This window comes from Fusicatenibacter saccharivorans (assembly GCF_015557635.1).
GTDB classification, from domain to species: Bacteria; Bacillota; Clostridia; order Lachnospirales; family Lachnospiraceae; genus Fusicatenibacter; species Fusicatenibacter saccharivorans.
On sequence record NZ_JADNOP010000010.1, the window covers coordinates 61,976 to 78,963 of the forward strand.

15 protein-coding genes and 1 riboswitch are annotated in these 16,988 nt (G+C 50.8%); of the genes, 13 read left to right on the top strand and 2 right to left on the bottom strand.

Translation table 11 applies throughout. From position 1 onward, the window contains the following. Window positions 1–191: 191 nt before the first annotated feature. Complete coding sequence (locus I2G42_RS09825) at window positions 192–1,523, bottom strand: MATE family efflux transporter (RefSeq protein ID WP_243277169.1); 1,332 nt, start codon at window positions 1,521–1,523, stop codon at window positions 192–194. Window positions 1,524–1,687: 164 nt separating this feature from the next. Beyond that, the gene (locus tag I2G42_RS09830) at window positions 1,688–2,524 is read right to left on the bottom strand and encodes an AIM24 family protein (RefSeq protein WP_195531001.1); all 837 of its coding nucleotides are present in this window, start codon (window positions 2,522–2,524) and stop codon (window positions 1,688–1,690) included. A gap of 195 nt (window positions 2,525–2,719) precedes the next feature. Here I2G42_RS09830 and I2G42_RS09835 point away from each other — a divergent pair, with 195 nt between their 5' ends. From I2G42_RS09835 to I2G42_RS09895, 13 genes are all read left to right on the top strand, one after another. Further along, entirely contained in the window at window positions 2,720–3,289 is a 570-nt protein-coding gene (locus tag I2G42_RS09835; protein ID WP_055221134.1) for a GNAT family N-acetyltransferase, read from the top strand. Continuing rightward, the gene (locus I2G42_RS09840; protein ID WP_195531002.1) at window positions 3,286–3,843 is read left to right on the top strand and encodes a hypothetical protein; all 558 of its coding nucleotides are present in this window, start codon (window positions 3,286–3,288) and stop codon (window positions 3,841–3,843) included. Before I2G42_RS09835 ends, I2G42_RS09840 begins: the two co-directional genes overlap by 4 nt. Then, on the top strand, window positions 3,830–4,435 hold the full coding sequence (locus tag I2G42_RS09845) for a class I SAM-dependent methyltransferase (protein ID WP_195531003.1): 606 nt from the start codon (window positions 3,830–3,832) through the stop codon (window positions 4,433–4,435). Before I2G42_RS09840 ends, I2G42_RS09845 begins: the two co-directional genes overlap by 14 nt. 13 nt (window positions 4,436–4,448) lie before the next feature. Further along, complete coding sequence (locus I2G42_RS09850; protein WP_195531004.1) at window positions 4,449–4,865, top strand: hypothetical protein; 417 nt, start codon at window positions 4,449–4,451, stop codon at window positions 4,863–4,865. A 41-nt stretch (window positions 4,866–4,906) separates the two neighbouring features. Further along, entirely contained in the window at window positions 4,907–5,317 is a 411-nt protein-coding gene (locus tag I2G42_RS09855; protein WP_117805125.1) for a peptide deformylase, read from the top strand. A gap of 43 nt (window positions 5,318–5,360) precedes the next feature. Continuing rightward, a complete protein-coding gene (locus I2G42_RS09860) occupies window positions 5,361–5,486 on the top strand; it encodes a maltose acetyltransferase domain-containing protein (RefSeq protein WP_117510523.1) in 126 nt (41 codons plus the stop codon). Window positions 5,487–5,590: 104 nt separating this feature from the next. Beyond that, window positions 5,591–5,765, top strand: a riboswitch (Lysine riboswitch). Between the two features lie 185 nt (window positions 5,766–5,950). Next, window positions 5,951–7,429 carry an alanine/glycine:cation symporter family protein gene (locus tag I2G42_RS09865; RefSeq protein WP_195531005.1) on the top strand — a complete coding sequence of 493 codons (1,479 nt, stop codon included), beginning with the start codon at window positions 5,951–5,953 and terminating at the stop codon, window positions 7,427–7,429. A 117-nt stretch (window positions 7,430–7,546) separates the two neighbouring features. Next, window positions 7,547–9,163, top strand: coding sequence for an amidohydrolase (locus I2G42_RS09870; protein ID WP_195531006.1), 1,617 nt, complete (start codon window positions 7,547–7,549; stop codon window positions 9,161–9,163). A 260-nt stretch (window positions 9,164–9,423) separates the two neighbouring features. After that, complete coding sequence (locus I2G42_RS09875; RefSeq protein ID WP_022461817.1) at window positions 9,424–10,062, top strand: metal-dependent hydrolase; 639 nt, start codon at window positions 9,424–9,426, stop codon at window positions 10,060–10,062. A 255-nt stretch (window positions 10,063–10,317) separates the two neighbouring features. Next, window positions 10,318–11,577 carry an AfsR/SARP family transcriptional regulator gene (locus I2G42_RS09880; protein WP_055225854.1) on the top strand — a complete coding sequence of 420 codons (1,260 nt, stop codon included), beginning with the start codon at window positions 10,318–10,320 and terminating at the stop codon, window positions 11,575–11,577. Window positions 11,578–11,852: 275 nt separating this feature from the next. Next, entirely contained in the window at window positions 11,853–13,571 is a 1,719-nt protein-coding gene (locus tag I2G42_RS09885; protein ID WP_022461814.1) for a phospho-sugar mutase, read from the top strand. 111 nt (window positions 13,572–13,682) lie between these two features. Next, window positions 13,683–15,872, top strand: coding sequence for an alpha-galactosidase (locus I2G42_RS09890; RefSeq protein WP_195531007.1), 2,190 nt, complete (start codon window positions 13,683–13,685; stop codon window positions 15,870–15,872). Window positions 15,873–15,884: 12 nt separating this feature from the next. After that, on the top strand, window positions 15,885–16,886 hold the full coding sequence (locus I2G42_RS09895) for a substrate-binding domain-containing protein (protein WP_055266843.1): 1,002 nt from the start codon (window positions 15,885–15,887) through the stop codon (window positions 16,884–16,886). The last annotated feature ends 102 nt before the right edge of the window (window positions 16,887–16,988 follow it).

Sequence of the window (16,988 nt, forward strand, 5' to 3'; positions counted from 1 at the left end):
GTGGCGGGCGGAGAGAAATCGGTATCCTCCACAGACATGAGGCAAGTCACAGTCGAACTATTTTCGACATGTCAGACTCCGTGAAAATACCGACTGTGAATTGAAACAAGGGATAAGGTAAAATAGAAAGCGCTTATTTGAGGCGGGAATGAAATCTCAAATAAGCGCTTTTTCTATACGCTGCCGCCAAGTCAGGCTGCGGGCAGTTTATAATATTTCGATGTATGCTGGCGGTAGAGCAGCAGCAATCCGCGGATGCAGAGCTCGATAGCCATGGCGATCCACATGCCGCGCAGGCCGAGCGGGGTGATGAGAAGCACCGCGAGACCGAGGCGGATGACCCAGATGCTGCCAAGGTTCAGAAGGCTTGGCACAAACGTATCGCCTGTTCCGCGGAGGGCTCCGGCGGCAACGATGGAAGCGCCGAAAAACGGCTCGGCGAGCAGTTCGATGCGGAGTACCTCGGCGGCAAACGAGCGAACCTGCGGGTCAGGAGTCAGAATGCTAAAGACGAACGGACAGAAGATCATCATCAGACCTCCAGTGATGGCCATCAGGACTGCGCCCATGGCAATGCAGATATTTCCGTAGCGTTTCGCCAGCTTGTAATTTCCGGCGCCGTAGCTTTTGCCGACGAGCGTTGTCGCGGCGGAACCGATGCCGTAGCCTGGCATGTAGCAGAGGCCTTCGGCGGTGACGGCGAACGAATTGGCCGCAATCGCAATGGAGCCGAGCGGGGCAATCAGCATGGTGGCAGCAACCATGGCGCTGTTCATCGCGATTTCCTGTACGGCAACCGGCACACCGATTTTGAATGCAGTTTTCAGAATTTTCGCATCGAAAACCGTTTTTTCCTTCCGGCGGAGACGCAGCCGCGGATTGCGGACACAACAGAACCAGGCACCCGTGAGGCTGATGACGGCGCAGGCCAGCATCGTTCCCATACCGGCACCCATGACACCGAAAACCGGAATCAAAAGAGCATTGAAAATGACATCGAGCACGCACATAACGGCATTTAAAATACTGGGTGTCACCATATCACCGCTGCACTGCAGGAAGGACGACATCAGCGAGTTGAGCTGGGAAAACGGAAGCATGATGGCAAACATCATAAAATAGAGCGTGGCATTCTGCCGGATCTCCTGCGCACCGCCGAGCCACCCCGGCAGCGGATGACTGATCAGAAGCCCGATCAGGCACAAAACAGCCGACACAACAAGCGCGGACGCGATGCCATGCCGCACAACATCCCTTGCCTTCTTGTCATGATTTCCCCCGATCTGATGTGCTACCTGAACAGAAAAACCGGCTGAAACCGCATAAATCGTACCGCTGAGGAGCCACGTCGTCGACGAAACCAGTCCGATCGCCGCCGAAGCATTCGCCCCAAGCGCGCCGACCATCGCGGAATCAATGTATTGCATCGCAATCGTAGTAATCTGTGTAAGAATCGCAGGCAGACTTAATCGCCCGACCTGCTGAATCTGCGGTTTCAGTTCAGTCCAGTTTATTCTATTCATCATTTTCTCCAGAACATGTATTTTATCGTATGGTTTTTCTTAAGAATGTAAAGATAAATGCGTATTTTACGCTAACATGTTTTGAAGAAAGTGTCAATCAAAAACGAGGTTTAATTTGACTTTTTTCTATGCGTATTAGGCATAGGGGCGGAGAGGATTCGAATTTAATTTTCCGGCGGAAGGTTGTTCTTCACAGCGGGGTTCGCCTGGATCGTGTTGGTTGCAGTCAGCAGGGAATCTGTCGGGGCGACCGGGCTCATGAGGACGCGGCCGGTTCCGCGGTAGACGTTGACGAGGCCTTCACCGCTGACGGCGGAGCCGACGAGAGTTTTGGTGGAGCGCTCTACGGTGAAATCAAGGTTGGAGGACCAGCAGACGGCGAGGTTTCCATCGATTTTCAGTTCGTCGTTTTCGAGTTCGACTTCGATCAGCTCGTCCTCAGGTACGTTGCTTTCGAGGGCAACGGCGCCTCTGCCGACGAGGCTCAGATTGAAGAAGCCTTCACCGCCGAGGACAGCGGAGGAAATACTCTTGCGGGCGGTCAGTTTGTTTTTGACTCTGCCGTCGCAGGCGAGGAATATGCCGTCCTCAATCGTCATTCCGGAGGAGCCCCATTTCTCGACATCCACAAGAATGATGTATTTGTAGGTCGGTTCCAGCACGAGATATCCGTCGCCGACGTACTCCGGTTTTACGGCAGATTCCTTTGTCATGGCGCCTTTGATGGCCTTTCCGAACAGGTCGCCGATCCCTTTGATTCCGGCGGTCGCCTGTACATGGCCGCCCATCCACTGCATCGCACCGGACTGGATAATCGCGGAGTGCTCCTTGTCCAGTTCAATGACAACCTGGCGGCGGCGCACATTCATTTTGCTCATGTAATACTCCTCCATGGCAGTCATCGGCGAGACGCTGGAATCCTGGAGATATTCCATGACGTGGAAATTTTCGATGGATTTGGTGAATTTCCGGTTTTCGTTTTCGAGATTTAAAATTTTCATAGGCACGTTCCTTTCTTTCATTAAGAAGAAAAATAGTGATCCGTTTTGTTTCTTTTATTATACAGGAAAGAAAGCAAAGAGCACAGAAAAATTTAGAAAAAAAGGAAATCTGGAAATCATGTTGTCCATTTTTCAGCGGAGTGATAAGATAAAGTTCAGAAAACGCAAGCAGTACGGTCAGAGGAGGAGTTTATTATGAGTACAATTACTGTCAGAGATGCAAAAATAGAGGATGCCGCACGCATTCTGGAGATTTATGCTTACTATGTAGAATACACCGTCATTTCTTTCGAGTGGGACGTGCCGTCTCTGGAAGAATTTGAGAACCGCATGCGTGATATCATGAAAAAATATCCATACCTCGTCATCGAGCAGGATGGAAAAATCGAAGGTTATGCATACGCACATGCCTTTGTCGGCCGCGCCGCATACGACTGGTCGAGCGAGCTGACCATTTATCTCGATCCCAATGCAAGAAAAGGAGGCCTTGGCCGGAGACTGTATGAAGAGCTGGCGGACCGCCTGAAAAAAATGGGCATTCTGAACCTCTACGCCTGCATCGGCTATCCGCAGGTCGAGGATGAATATCTGACGAAAAACAGCGCCGAGTTCCATGCGCATCTCGGATTTGAACTCGTGGGAACCTTCCACAACTGCGGCTACAAATTCGACCGCTGGTACGATATGGTCTGGATGGAAAAAATCATCGGCGAGCCGCACGCGGGACAGCCGGCAGTAAAGCCGTACAGCGAGGTTAAAGAATGAGTACGATAACGACGTATACAAGAAAACATTTCGATCCCGTACGTCCTGATCCGGGGCTGCTCTGTGTGGAGGATTTTGCGCATGCGCTGCCGATGATCTGCCGCGGAAACGGCCATGTGACGACGTTCTGGTCAGTGGGAGAGCACTGCATCTGCTGTGCGAAAGAGGCTGCCGCGCGCGGCTATTCCCGGCGGCTGGTGCTGGCGTGCCTTCTGCATGACGCGAGCGAGTGTTACATGTCGGACGTGCCGCGGCCATTAAAGCAGGAGATGCCGCGGTACCGCGAGATCGAGGACCATCTGCTTTCGGTGATTTATGAGAAATATCTTGGCAGTGATCTGACGGCGGAGGAGCAGCGGATGATGAAACAGATCGACAATGATCTGCTGTGGTACGATTTGACGAATCTGCTGGAGGAGCCGCAGGAGGGGGATGCACCGAAGCTTCACATCACGCTGGACTACGCGGTGCGGCCGTTTGATGCAGTGGAGAAAGAATATCTGGAATTATTTGAACAGTATCAGTATCGGGAGACGGGCGATGAGAGAAGATAAAAACGAGAACCGCTGGGACAGATTGCTTCAGAGCCACACAATGGGGCGGGACGACAGCCGGTCGGATCTGTACCGGTATCCGTATGAGCCGACCCCATACTGCGCGTTGGAGCGGATGGCAAACACAGGGATGATCCGAAAGGGAAATACGCTGCTCGATTACGGATGCGGAAAGGGCCGCGTGGATTTCTTCTTATCGGCGCAGACCCGGTGCCGGTCCATCGGTGTGGAGTATGATGACCGGATTTATGCGAAGGCGGTGGAAAATAAAAAAGCGGCGGTCTCCGGCGCGCGGACGGAGTTTGTGCTGGAGAGCGCCGAAAATTTTCCCGTTCCTGCGGAAGTGGACCGGGTGTATTTTTTTAACCCGTTTTCGCTCGAAATTTTAAGAAAAGCAATGGCAAGACTGCTGGAATCGTACTATGAAAATCCGCGGGAGATCCAGTTGTTTTTCTATTACCCGTCGGATGCCTATATCTCGTATCTGATGACCGTGCCGGAACTGGAATTTCTTGATGAGATCGACTGCATGGATCTCTTCCCGGGCGGGGACAGCCGGGAGCGGGTTGTGATTTTTACGATAGCAGAGTAAGGGGGATTTTTAAATGAAATATCAGGTAGTGCGGATCGACGAAGACATCGATTTCGGCTGCGAGGAACGCAGCGCCGATGAGCCTGTCATGGCAGTTGTTGTGTTACAGGATGAAAACGGGAACGAATCGCGCATCCGCCAGGAGGATCAGATGCTGTATGACCGGAACATCGAGGAGGGCGATACCGTCATTCTGAATGAAAACGGCGAATTGCGAAAAACACTTTCTGGTGATTGGACGCAGAACTGTGATTCGAAAAATGTAGATACGACAAAATTCGTCAACATGATGCAGGCCGTCAAAGCCGGAAAACAGATTGACTGGATCTGTCCGTTCTGCAGCGGAACAGTAGAACGATTGGAGCAGAAAGGCGGAAAAACCGTAATCGGATGCACATCGTGCGATATGCGGATTCAAATAGAAAATTAAACGATTTCGGCCTTTAAGGCCGAAAGAGAAAGGAAACACAAATGGTAAAACCAATTATGAGAGACGTTCTCTTCCTCGGACAGAAATCCGTCCCGGCGACAGAGGAAGATCTGCAGGTGGGAAGAGATCTGCAGGACACACTGGCAGCAAACCGCGAGGCATGCGTCGGCATGGCGGCAAATATGATCGGCGTGAAAAAACGCATCATCATCGTAAACGCCGGATTCCGCGACATCATCATGTTCAACCCGGTGATCGTCCGCAAAAGCGGCCCCTACGAAACAGAAGAAGGCTGCCTTTCCCTGCCAGGCGTGCGGAAAACAAAGCGGTACCAGAACATCGAAATCGAATACTACGACTGGAACTGGAAAAAACAACGCCAGAAATTCACCGGCTGGCCGGCCCAGATCTGCCAGCATGAGATGGATCATCTGGAAGGGATACTTATTTAGATCCTACAGCAGACAGGAGGACGGTATGACAGACAGAGAATGAATGGTAAAAGGAATCATTTACAACCCGAATGTGGAAGAGCTGGCCAAAGAGCAGTCCGGCTATATGGAGCGTCTGTGGAAGTTCAACCAGCTGAAGCCGTCAGAGGGAGACAAGAAAGTCAAATAAATCAGGACAAATTTCGAAAATATAAAATTTTTGTAAAATAATGTCGAAAAAACGATTGACAAGTAGCGAAAAGAAACATATGATAATACCTGTCAATATACATATTCGGCAATAGAGGCGCGAAGGCTAAGAGTAGCTGTCCTGAGACAACGGGGTCTGGGACGGGCAGGGAAAGGAGCATTCGCCGAAACGGGGCAGTTCCCGAAAAACTGTCTGCGTTGGGGTACAGTCGAACAGGCTGTGCACTCTCACCGTACTGGTGGAGGAGCTATTGCTTCATGAACGTAGATTTAATGGAGCAGTGGTGAAGACCGCTGCTCTTTTTATTGTACTGCAGTTGGAACCGTGACAAAAGGTTCCGGGGGTGGAAATCTGTTTGGTTGGAGAACGAAAGACGAAACGGGTGTTACAGGATACGTCTGAAGAAAACTGTTGCCGGAAAAGAAAAAAGGGAGGATTTTGACATGATAGCATTTCTTAACTGGCTGGACGGTGTCCTTTGGGGCGTGCCGCTGATCGCGCTGATGATTCTGACCGGTCTGTACTTTACCGTTCGTTCTGGATTTTTCCAGTTCCGTCACTTTGGCTGGATTATGAAGAGAACCGGCGGAAAACTGTTCCAGAAAGAAGACAAAGCAAGTGAAGGAAAGGGTATGCTTTCCTCGTTTGAGGCGATTTCGACCGCTATCGGCGGTACCGTAGGATTCGGTAATATCGCCGGTGTTGCAACTGCAGTTGCAGCAGGTGGCCCGGGAGCCATTATGTGGATGTGGCTTTCGTCTCTGCTTGGTATGATATTAAAACAGGTTGAGGTTACCCTCGGCTGCTACTACCGTCACACCAACGAAAAAGGTGAGTACTACGGCGGTCCGACTTACTACATGGAGTGCGGACTTGGCGAGGAGCGCCACTGGGGCAAGCTGTGGCTGATCCCGGCGCTCATCTTCGGCATCGGTATTTTCTCCACCTTCTTCGTAACCTCTTCCAACCTGACCGCATCTCAGGTCGTAGCCGGTGCGTTCGGTATTGAGAATATCAATCTTGGAAGCTTCAAAGTAGAAGGCGTTATCGTGATGGGCGTTCTGCTCTGCATTCTGACCTATGTCGTTACAAGCGGCGGTACGAAGAAAATCGCAAGTCTGTTCAGCAAGCTCGTTCCATTTATGAGCGTTCTTTATATCTTGATGGGAATTGGCATGATCATCATCAACATCAACCGCGTTCCTGGCGTATTTGCAGCCATCGTAACAAACGCATTTACCGGAACAGCAGCGATCGGCGGTTTTGCCGGCTGCGCAGTCAGCGAGATTATCCGTGTGGGTATGGCGCGTTCCGTATACTCCAATGAGGCTGGATGGGGTACTTCTCCAATGATCCATGCTTCCGCAAAAACACCGCATCCGGTAGAGCAGGGTCTGTGGGGATCTTTCGAGGTATTCTTTGATACCATGGTTATCTGTACGATCACCGCACTTTCCGTTATCTTAAGCGGAAACTGGACCGACGGAACGAACGGCGGAACACTTGCTTTAAGTGCATTTGCAAGCGGATTCGGCAAATTTGGAAGCATCCTTCTGGCAGTCATTATGGTCATCTTCACTGTAACGACTTCCGGCGGATGGTTCACCTACTATCTGGCAATTCTGGAGCATCTGTATAAAAAAGAAGGCAAGATGAAAGATATCGTCATGAAAGTCTTCTACGCAGTCCGCGCTCTGCCGGGCGTACTGTGGACGATCTATCTGGTAAAGACCAACAACCAGGGCTTTATCTGGACTGTCGTTGATATCACATCTGCGATCCCGACCTTCGTCAACGTAGCAGTGATCCTGATTCTCTCGAACCAGTATTTCAAACTGCTGAAAGACTACAAAGCAAGAAACTTCGGCCAGGGCACGGTAGACAAGAACGCCTGCCTGTTCTACGAAGAGAAAACGAAATAAAAAATATTCAAAAGTGAATCCAGACACGCATGAGAATGGCGTGTCTGAATTTGTATATTGCGCAAATGGGCAGAAAAGAATAGAATCAAATTTAGATGACAGTAGGAGGATAATGATATGAAAACAATTTACAAAAACGGAGCTGTCTACACCGGAAAACTGCCGCTTGTCGAAGCGTTTGCAGTAGAAGACGGCAAATTTGTTTTCGCCGGAAGCAGCGCAGAGGCAGATGCCCTTGCAGCAGCCGGCGACAAAGTTGTAGATCTCGGCGGAAAATTCGTCTGCAGCGGTTTTAACGACAGCCATATGCACCTTTTAAATTACGGAAGCTCCCTGCTGAAAGCGCAGCTTGCCGCACATACCGAAAGCCTGGAAGATATGCTCGCCTGCCTCGACACCTTCCAGAAAGAGCATCCGCGAAAAGACGGCGCATGGCTGATGGGCCGCGGCTGGAATCAGGATTACTTCACGGACGTGGACCGCATGCCGAACCGCTACGATCTTGACCGCGTATCAACCGAAGTTCCGATCTGCGCGACGAGAGCGTGCGGCCACTGCCTCGTAGTCAACAGCAAAGCGCTGGAACTCCTCGGCGTCACCGCAGATACCCCGCAGCCGGAGGGCGGAGAGATCGGTATGGAAAACGGTGAGCCGGACGGAAGATTCTTCGACAATGCAATGGAACCGGTTTACGACAGTATTCCGGTGCCGAGCAAAGAGGAAATCAAAGATATGATCCGCAGCGCCTGCAAAGCCCTGAACAGCTACGGCGTCACCAGCAGCCAGAGTGATGATTACTGCGTTTACCGCGCCGTTCCGTGGCAGACCGTCAACGAGGCATACAAAGAACTCGAGGATTCCGGCGAGCTGACCGTCCGCGTTTACGAGCAGAGCAACTTTACCGATCTGGAATCCTTAAAAGGTTTCGTTGAGGCTGGAAATGTGACCGGCATCGGCACAGACCGCTTTAAAATCGGACCGCTGAAAATGCTCGGCGACGGCGCACTCGGTGCGAGAACAGCATTCCTCAGTCGCCCATACGCAGACGACCCGTCCACCTGCGGAATCCCGGTATTCACCCAGGAAACCATGGATGAGATGATCGGCTACGCCAATGCACACGGCATGCAGGCTGCAGTTCACACGATCGGTGATGCGTGCCTCGACCGCGTGTTAAGTGCCTATGAAAAAGCCCTTGCTGAAAACCCGAGAGAAGATCACCGCCACGGCATCGTGCACTGCCAGATCACAAGAGCCGATCAGCTTGAAAAAATCGCGAAAATGCATCTTCACGTTTACGCACAGAGCATCTTCCTCGATTACGATAACCATATCGTAGAGGAGCGCGTCGGCAAAGAGCTTGCGAGCACAAGCTACAGCTGGAAGACGCTGATGAACAACGGCGTCTCCGTCAGCAACGGAACCGACTGCCCGGTAGAGCTGCCGGATGCCCTCGCCTGCATGCAGTGCGCTGTCACAAGAACAACGCTGCGCGACCACGTCGGCCCGTACCTGCCGGATCAGAAATTCACCGTACAGGAAGCACTCGACAGTTACACAATCCGCAGCGCCGAGGCAAGTTTCGAGGAGAACGTGAAAGGCCAGATCGCAGAAGGCATGATGGCAGACTTCGTCGTACTGGGTCAGAATCCGTTTGAGGTGGATGAGAGCGCGATCAAAGACATTCCGGTGTGCCGGACGTATCTTGCCGGTGAACTGGTATATGAAGCATAAGGATATAACTCAAATGAGCAATAAATGTCAAATGAAAATTCATACAATGAAGGGAAAAACGTGAAATAAGATAACCTGGAAATAGTATGGAATAAAGGCAGAAACAGAGGAGAACCTCCTGCGGCGATGAACGGTCGCAGGAGGTTCTTTTTTGATCCTGATAGGACCATACGGTCGTAAAAGAATCGAACAAATGGTTGCATAAAAGGGCGGGAATGTGCTATGATAAAGGAAATTTTACAAAAGGAAAAAACAGACAAATGCTTGGAAGAACACATTTTTTTATTGGAACAGCAGCGGCACTTGCTGTTTTACAGCCGCAGACGGTTCCCGCGCTTGTGGCCGGTGCCGGGGCTGCCGCGATCGGCGGTTTGATCAGTGACATTGATGTCGGCACTTCACAGGCGCACCGCGATGCCGATAAGATCATTACGGCAACAGTTGCAGTTGCAGTGCTCACAATTCTTGCGGAGTATAAACTGAATCTTGGAATTTACCGCCGCCTCACAAGCGACAGCAGCGTGCTGCGTCTCCTCGCCGGAACGGCAGCATTTTTGCTGATCTGCGCCTATGGGAAACAGCAGCCGCACCGCTCCTTCATGCATTCATTTGCGGCGCTGGCATTGCTGACGGCGTGCGTGGACATCATCTACCCGGATGTGTCCGCTTATTTTGCCGTGGGCTTTCTGTCCCATCTGGTGCTCGATTTTTTCAACCGGAAACCGGAAAAGCTGTTCTGGCCCTGGAAGAAGGGATTCTGTCTCGGACTCTGCTCAGCACGGGGACTTGTGAACCGCGCACTGCTCGGGTGCGGCATGGTATCTCTTGCTGTAATACTGGTGATCTCGGCGCCTGCAGGGCGGCTGATGGCTAAAATCATGCGGGCAATTTACGGATGAGATGGGATTGACAAAAAGATAACAAGACAAAAGAAGAACAAGCAGGAATTTTTCGGTGTTAAAGTTAATATTTTATACATTTTATAGTAGGATTTTTGATTAAAATGATGTAAAATAGAAAACAGAAATCCGGCGTCCGTAATTGTTTTTGAAATGAACGAACAGGGAACCGCCGGCCCGTTACCGCAGCCGATTGCGGAGCGCAGCGCAACCGACAACAGAGATTAGAGCACAACAGGCAATACAGGAGTTAGTATGAACGAAGAAATGAAAAACCAAACAGAACAGTTACCGCTTTTAAAAGTACACATGATGGGAAGTTTTTTCCTGGAGTACGGCGACCAGCCGATTTCCTTCCGGAAAACAATGGCAACAAAATCGATGAGACTTCTGCAGATTTTCCTCTATAACAAGGACAATGGAATTTCCAGAGGAAGACTGTTGGAGAGCACATACGGAAGAGAAGATGTGGCGGACGCGGCAAACAGCCTGCGTGTCGGCGTACATCGCCTGAAAAGAGGCCTTGTCGAGGCAGGACTTCCGCAGTTTGAGTACATTTATACACAGAAAGGCGTTTACCACTGGACCAGCCCGATGCCGGTCGAGGTAGATGCGATTGATATCAAAAATAAGATCCTGGAAGCAGGAAAAGAGACAGACGAGAAAGCGCGCATGGATCAGATGATCGAAGCACTGGAGCTGTACACCGGAGAGTTCCTTGCAGATTTCGGCGAGGAAGAGTGGGTACAGGCGGAGCGCGCGCAGCTGAAAAAAGTATATTCCGATGCACTGAAAGAAGTAAGTGAGTATCTTCTGAAAAACGAGGAGTTCGATGAGCTGCAGAAGCTGACTTCTGTTGCTTCCGAACTGTATCCGTTCGACGAGTGGCAGGCAGTCCAGATGCAGGCGCTGATCGGCCTGGAGAGATACAAAGAGGCCATGAAACTGTACGAGCAGACCTCGAAACATTACTTTGAAGAGCTTGGCGTTACACCGAGCGAGAAACTGGTGGAGCAGTACCGCTATCTGGGAAGCCGCATGGGCAGCAGACACCGCGTGATCGAAGAGGTACAGGCAGATCTTCAGGAGAGCCCGGGAGAAAAGGGCGGAGCATTCTTCTGTTCCCTCGCCGGATTCCGTGACTGCTACCGACTTGTTTACCGTATGTCCGAGCTGAACGGACAGATGCCGTGGCTGATGCTGTGCACCATTACAGACGGAAAAGGTTACCCGGCAAAAGGCGGTCCGCGCCTTGACCGTATGTCCGAAAAGCTGCTTGAGGTAATGAAACGCAGCCTGCGTCATTCCGATTTCTTTGCAAAATACAGCCCGTCCCAGTATGTGATTCTGCTGCAGGGCGGCAACCAGAGAGGATGCGAACTCGTCTACAAGAGAATCAGCGAGCGCTTCTCCGAGGAGAAAAAAGGCTGGGCAAAGAATCTGAAATACAGTGCACTGCCGGCAATTCAGACCGAAAAAGAGCTTGAGTTCTTAGAAGGAGACGATGTTTTATGATTCGCGTACAGCTGCTTGGAAGATTCCGCTTGCGCTGCATCTCGCTGCGGTTTCTCGTCCTATAAAAATTCAGAAGCAGCTGTTCATTCCTGCAAGCAGGATCCACAGCCGCCTCTGAGTTTTTACATGGCTCTGAATAATTGTAAATTAAAAATTAAGTTGACGGCAGACTAAATAAATGGTAACTTTAAGCTGTAATGAAACGAGCTTAAATCCAGAAAAAAGTCTGCTGTCTTAAGTTAAATAAAGTACAACAGACAGGGAGGATAACAAACATGAGTTACAGAGAAGTATATGAAAAATGGTGCAATGATCCATATTTTGATGAGGCATCCAGAGAAGAGCTGAAAGCACTCGAAGGAAATGAGGCAGAAATCGAAGACCGTTTCTACCGTCAGCTTGAGTTCGGTACCGGCGGACTCCGCGGTGTCATCGGAGCGGGTACCAACCGCATGAACATCTACACCGTACGCCAGGCAACCCAGGGCCTTGCCAACTACATCATTTCCCAGAACGGACAGGAAAAAGGCGTAGCCATCGCACACGATTCCAGAAGAATGTCTCCGGAATTCGCACGCGAAGCAGCACTCTGCCTGAATGCAAACGGAATCAAAACGTATCTGTTCGAGTCCCTGCGTCCGACACCGGAGCTTTCTTTTGCTGTCCGTGAATTCGGCTGCATTTCCGGTATCGTCATTACCGCAAGCCACAACCCGAGAGAGTACAACGGATACAAAGTATACTGGGAGGACGGCGCACAGATTACACCGCCGCACGACAAAAACATCCTCGCAGAGGTAGCAAAAGTAACCGAGTTTTCTGCCGTTAAAACGATGGAAGAAGATGATGCAAGAGCAGAAGGCCTGTTCCAGGTCATCGGAACCGATTTTGATGACCGTTATGTCGCAAAATTAAAAGAGCAGAGCATTCATCCGGAAATCATCAAAGATGCGGCAAAAGATATGAAGATCGTCTACACACCGCTTCACGGAACCGGAAATGTGCCGGTACGCCGCGTTCTGCGCGAGCTTGGCTTTAATCAGGTTTACGTTGTAAAAGAGCAGAAAGTGCCGGACGGAAACTTCCCGACGGTGGCTTACCCGAACCCGGAAGACGAGAAAGCATGGACACTAGCGCTGAAACTGGCAAAAGAAGTAGACGCTGACATCATCCTTGCAACCGACCCTGACGCAGATCGTCTCGGCGTTTATGCAAAAGACAGCAAGACCGGCGAGTACGTAAGCTTCACCGGAAATATGTCCGGTATGCTGATCGCAGAGTACATCCTGCGCGAGCGCACCAAGAACGGAACCATGCCGGAGAACCCGGCTCTCGTTGAGACGATCGTTACCACAGATATGGCAAAAGCAATCGCAAAAGCCTACAACGTGGCACTGATCGAAGTTCTGACCGGATTCAAATACATCGGCGAGCAGATCAAGTTCTTTGAGCAGAGCGGTGCACACAACTATGTCTTCGGCCTGGAGGAGAGCTACGGCTGCCTGGCTGGAACATATGCAAGAGACAAAGATGCCTGCGTGGCAGTTATGATGCTGTGCGAGGTTGCTGCATACTACAAACAGCAGGGCAAGACACTGTGGGATGCCATGGTGGATATGTACGAAGAGTACGGCTACTACAAAGAGGGTCTTGCAACGATGACCTTAAAAGGTATCGACGGTGCAAAAGAGATCCAGACCATGATGACCAACTTCCGCGAGAACCCGCCGAAAGAGCTGGGCGGCTTCAAAGTTCTTGCTGTACGCGATTACAAAGCAGACGTACGAGTGGATCTCGTAAGCGGCGAGAAGAGCGCAACCGGACTTCCGTCCTCCAACGTTCTTTACTATGAGCTGGAAAATAACGCATGGTGCTGCGTACGCCCATCCGGTACCGAGCCGAAGATCAAATTTTATTTCGGCGTAAAAGGCACATCCCTCGAAGATGCAGCCAAGAAACTGGAAAAATTAAAAAATGCAATGGTAACTGCTTAAACGCTGTGTGATATAGAAACAAAAAAAAAGGTCGCAGCCCGGCGGGCGGGGGCTTTTTTGGCAGAAAATCGGCGCGGTGGATGGCGGCTGCCTTCAGACAAGGAGAAGAAAATGGCGATTTTATATTATGATGACAAAAAGCTTTTTCAGTTAAATACAGAGAAAACGACGTATGTGATCGGTCTGAGTCCGGAAGGCTACGTCGGACACGTTTACTACGGACCGCTTCTGCACGGAGAGCCGGATCTGTACCCGCTCCGCATGGACGAGCCGCCGTTTACCCCGTCCGTCAATAAGAGAGAAAAATCTTCTTTCCTCGACCGTTTCCCGATGGAGTATCCGACCGGCGGAATCGGTGATTACCGGGAGAGCTGCCTGAACGTGAGAAATGCGCAGGGACGCATGGGATGCGAAATCCATTTTGATTCCTATGAGATCTTCAAAGGCAAACGCAAAATGGAAGGTCTTCCGGCTTCTTTCGGAACCGAAGAGGAAGTTGAGACACTGGAAATCACCTGCAAAGATCCGATCCTTGGACTCGTTGTTGTTCTTTCCTACTCTGTTTTTGAAAAAGAAAACGTTATCACCAGAAGCGTCTGTGTGAAGAATGAGGGCAGCGAAACACTGAAAGTAGAGAAAATCTACAGTGCCTGCCTCGACATGGACAACGAGGACTTCGAGATGATCTCCCTTCACGGATCCTGGGCAAGAGAACGCCACATCCAGCAGGGTGCGCTCCGTTACGGAAAACAGCTCGTTTCCTCCGGAAAAGGAGAGTCCAGCCATCAGGAGCACCCGTTTGTGGCCCTGGTGACACCGGGAACGGATCAGGAGCGCGGCGAGGTTTACGCAATGCACTTCGTATATTCCGGCAACTTTATCGGACAGGTGGAAAGATGCCAGTTTGATACCGTTCGTATGGTCATGGGTATCAACCAGGAGGAGTTCTGCTGGAATTTAAAAGCCGGCGATGAATTCCAGGCGCCGGAGGTTGTTATGGTCTACTCTGCCGAGGGACTTGGCAAAATGACGCGTTCCTACCATGCATTTTATCGCAGACATATGATCCGCAGCCCGTACAACCACAAAAAACGCCCGATTCTGATTAACAACTGGGAAGCAACTTACTTTGATTTTGATACCGATAAACTCCTCGATATCGCAAGAGAGGCAAAAAAAGACGGCATCGAGATGCTTGTTATGGATGACGGCTGGTTCGGAAAACGAAATAAAGACGATTCTTCCCTCGGTGACTGGGTTGTCAACGAAGAGAAGATCAAAGGCGGCCTGAAAAATCTGGTTGACAAAGTGAATGAAATCGGTCTTGAATTCGGTATCTGGTTCGAGCCGGAGATGATCTCCCCGGATTCCAACCTCTACAGAGAGCACCCGGAATGGGCGATTCAGATTCCGGGAAGAGAAGCGACTGAGATCCGCTGCCAGTACGTGCTGGATCTCTCCCGCCCGGAAGTGCAGGATTATGCGTATGAATGTGTGGCAAAAATCCTGCGCAGTGCAAACATCAAATACGTGAAATGGGATATGAACCGTCAGTTAAGCGATCTCGGCAGCACCTATCTCGATGAGGATTCCCAGCAGGAGCTGTTCCACCGCTACGTGCTCGGTATGTATGCGATGCAGGAGCGTCTGGTACAGGAGTTCCCGGATCTGCTTCTGGAGAACTGCTCCGGCGGCGGTGCACGTTTCGATCCTGGAATGCTTTACTACAGCCCGCAGATCTGGTGCTCCGACGACACCGATGCGATTGAGCGTCTGGAAATCCAGGAGGGAACAGCCCTCATTTACCCGCTCTGCTCAATGGGTGCACACGTCAGCGTATGCCCGAACCACACGGTTGGCCGTGTAACTCCGTTTACAACGAGAGGCCATGTGGCACTGGCCGGAACGTTCGGCTATGAGCTTGATATCACAAAACTGCCGGAAGAAGAGAGAAAGCTGATTCCGGAGCAGACCGCAATGTATCACAAATATCATGAACTGATCCGCGAGGGAGAGTATTACCGTATTCTTTCCAGCCGTGAAAACCACAGATCCGACTGCTGGGCAGTAGCATCGGAGGATAAAAGCGAAGTGCTTGTGACCTACGTACAGGTGCTGGCACAGGCAAATATGCCGTCCCGCAAGGTTCGCCTGCGCGGCTTTGATCCGGCGAAAAAATATCGTCTGGAGGGAACCGATGAGGTTTACAGCGGCGAGATGCTGATGAATGCCGGTTTCCGGATGAAAGATTTCTGGGGTGATTTCGTCAGCAGACTGTATCACTTTGTTGCAGTAGACTAAGGAGCAACGGATATGGCAAAAGTAAGATTGGCAGATATTGCAAAGGTGGCGGGCGTCAGCGCCGTCACCGTGCATAACGCGATTACAGGACAGAAAGGGGTCAGCGATGAGATGCGCGCCCGGATTCTGGAAATTGCAAAGGAAATGGGGTACCGCCAGCCGGGAAGCGGAGCGAGAAATACACAGGGAAAAAGCCTGCGCTGCATCGGAGTGGTGATTCCGGAACGGTATCTGGCAGAGTATACGACATTTTACTGGAAAATGTATCAGGAGATGGCACTGGCGGCGACGGAAAAGAGCTGTATGGTGACCGTGGAGATCCTGAAACAGGAGATGGAAGATGAGATGATCGTGCCGTGCATCGCCAAGGAGCAGACCGTCGATGCACTGATCCTTATGGGAGACACGAGCCGCGATTACATCCACTATCTGAAGAAAAACGTGGATCTTCCGATCGTATTTCTGGATTTCTACGACAATGAGCTGGCAAAAGATGCCGTGATCGCAGATAACTTTCACGGAATGTATCTGATGACGGAATACCTGTATGAGCATGGCCTTACCAAGCTGGCTTTTGTCGGTTCGATTCATTTTTCCAGCAGTATCATGGATCGGTACTGCGGTTTTTCTAAGGCTGTTCTGGAACACCGCGATGTGACACCGGCGGAATGGATTCTGGAGGACCGTGATGAGCGGGGCCAGATCGAAATTCATCTCCCGGAACAGATGCCGGAAGCGTTCGTCTGCAACTGCGACCTGACCGCCGGCCTTCTGATGCTCGAGCTGGAAAAACGCGGCATCTCCGTGCCGGAGGACGTTTCCGTTGTCGGCTTCGATAATTACCTGTATCCGGGTTTCCCGGATCTCAAGATCACTTCGTATGAGATCAATACGAAGGCGATGGTAAAAGTAGCGCTCGAAAAAGCGCTGAAGCAGATCCGCGGCGCGGCATCCGGCAAAAATATGGAAATTGTCTCCGGACAGCTGGTGCCGAAAGAGAGCGTAAAGCTTTGATTTTTATAACTGAATTATAAATTAAGAAACGGGGCATTTTGAAATGCCCCGTTTTTGTACATATTACACAACAAAGTCACTTAAAAATTGACAGTATCTAAC

Bases quoted from the DNA above. Each gene is read 5' to 3' on its own strand.
- I2G42_RS09825 (WP_243277169.1), bottom strand. From the start codon at position 1,523: ATGAATAGAATAAACTGGACTGAACTGAAACCGCAGATTCAGCAGGTC.
- I2G42_RS09830 (WP_195531001.1), bottom strand. From the start codon at position 2,524: ATGAAAATTTTAAATCTCGAAAACGAAAACCGGAAATTCACCAAATCC.
- I2G42_RS09835 (WP_055221134.1), top strand. From the start codon at position 2,720: ATGAGTACAATTACTGTCAGAGATGCAAAAATAGAGGATGCCGCACGC.
- I2G42_RS09840 (WP_195531002.1), top strand. From the start codon at position 3,286: ATGAGTACGATAACGACGTATACAAGAAAACATTTCGATCCCGTACGT.
- I2G42_RS09845 (WP_195531003.1), top strand. From the start codon at position 3,830: ATGAGAGAAGATAAAAACGAGAACCGCTGGGACAGATTGCTTCAGAGC.
- I2G42_RS09850 (WP_195531004.1), top strand. From the start codon at position 4,449: ATGAAATATCAGGTAGTGCGGATCGACGAAGACATCGATTTCGGCTGC.
- I2G42_RS09855 (WP_117805125.1), top strand. From the start codon at position 4,907: ATGGTAAAACCAATTATGAGAGACGTTCTCTTCCTCGGACAGAAATCC.
- I2G42_RS09860 (WP_117510523.1), top strand. From the start codon at position 5,361: ATGGTAAAAGGAATCATTTACAACCCGAATGTGGAAGAGCTGGCCAAA.
- I2G42_RS09865 (WP_195531005.1), top strand. From the start codon at position 5,951: ATGATAGCATTTCTTAACTGGCTGGACGGTGTCCTTTGGGGCGTGCCG.
- I2G42_RS09870 (WP_195531006.1), top strand. From the start codon at position 7,547: ATGAAAACAATTTACAAAAACGGAGCTGTCTACACCGGAAAACTGCCG.
- I2G42_RS09875 (WP_022461817.1), top strand. From the start codon at position 9,424: ATGCTTGGAAGAACACATTTTTTTATTGGAACAGCAGCGGCACTTGCT.
- I2G42_RS09880 (WP_055225854.1), top strand. From the start codon at position 10,318: ATGAACGAAGAAATGAAAAACCAAACAGAACAGTTACCGCTTTTAAAA.
- I2G42_RS09885 (WP_022461814.1), top strand. From the start codon at position 11,853: ATGAGTTACAGAGAAGTATATGAAAAATGGTGCAATGATCCATATTTT.
- I2G42_RS09890 (WP_195531007.1), top strand. From the start codon at position 13,683: ATGGCGATTTTATATTATGATGACAAAAAGCTTTTTCAGTTAAATACA.
- I2G42_RS09895 (WP_055266843.1), top strand. From the start codon at position 15,885: ATGGCAAAAGTAAGATTGGCAGATATTGCAAAGGTGGCGGGCGTCAGC.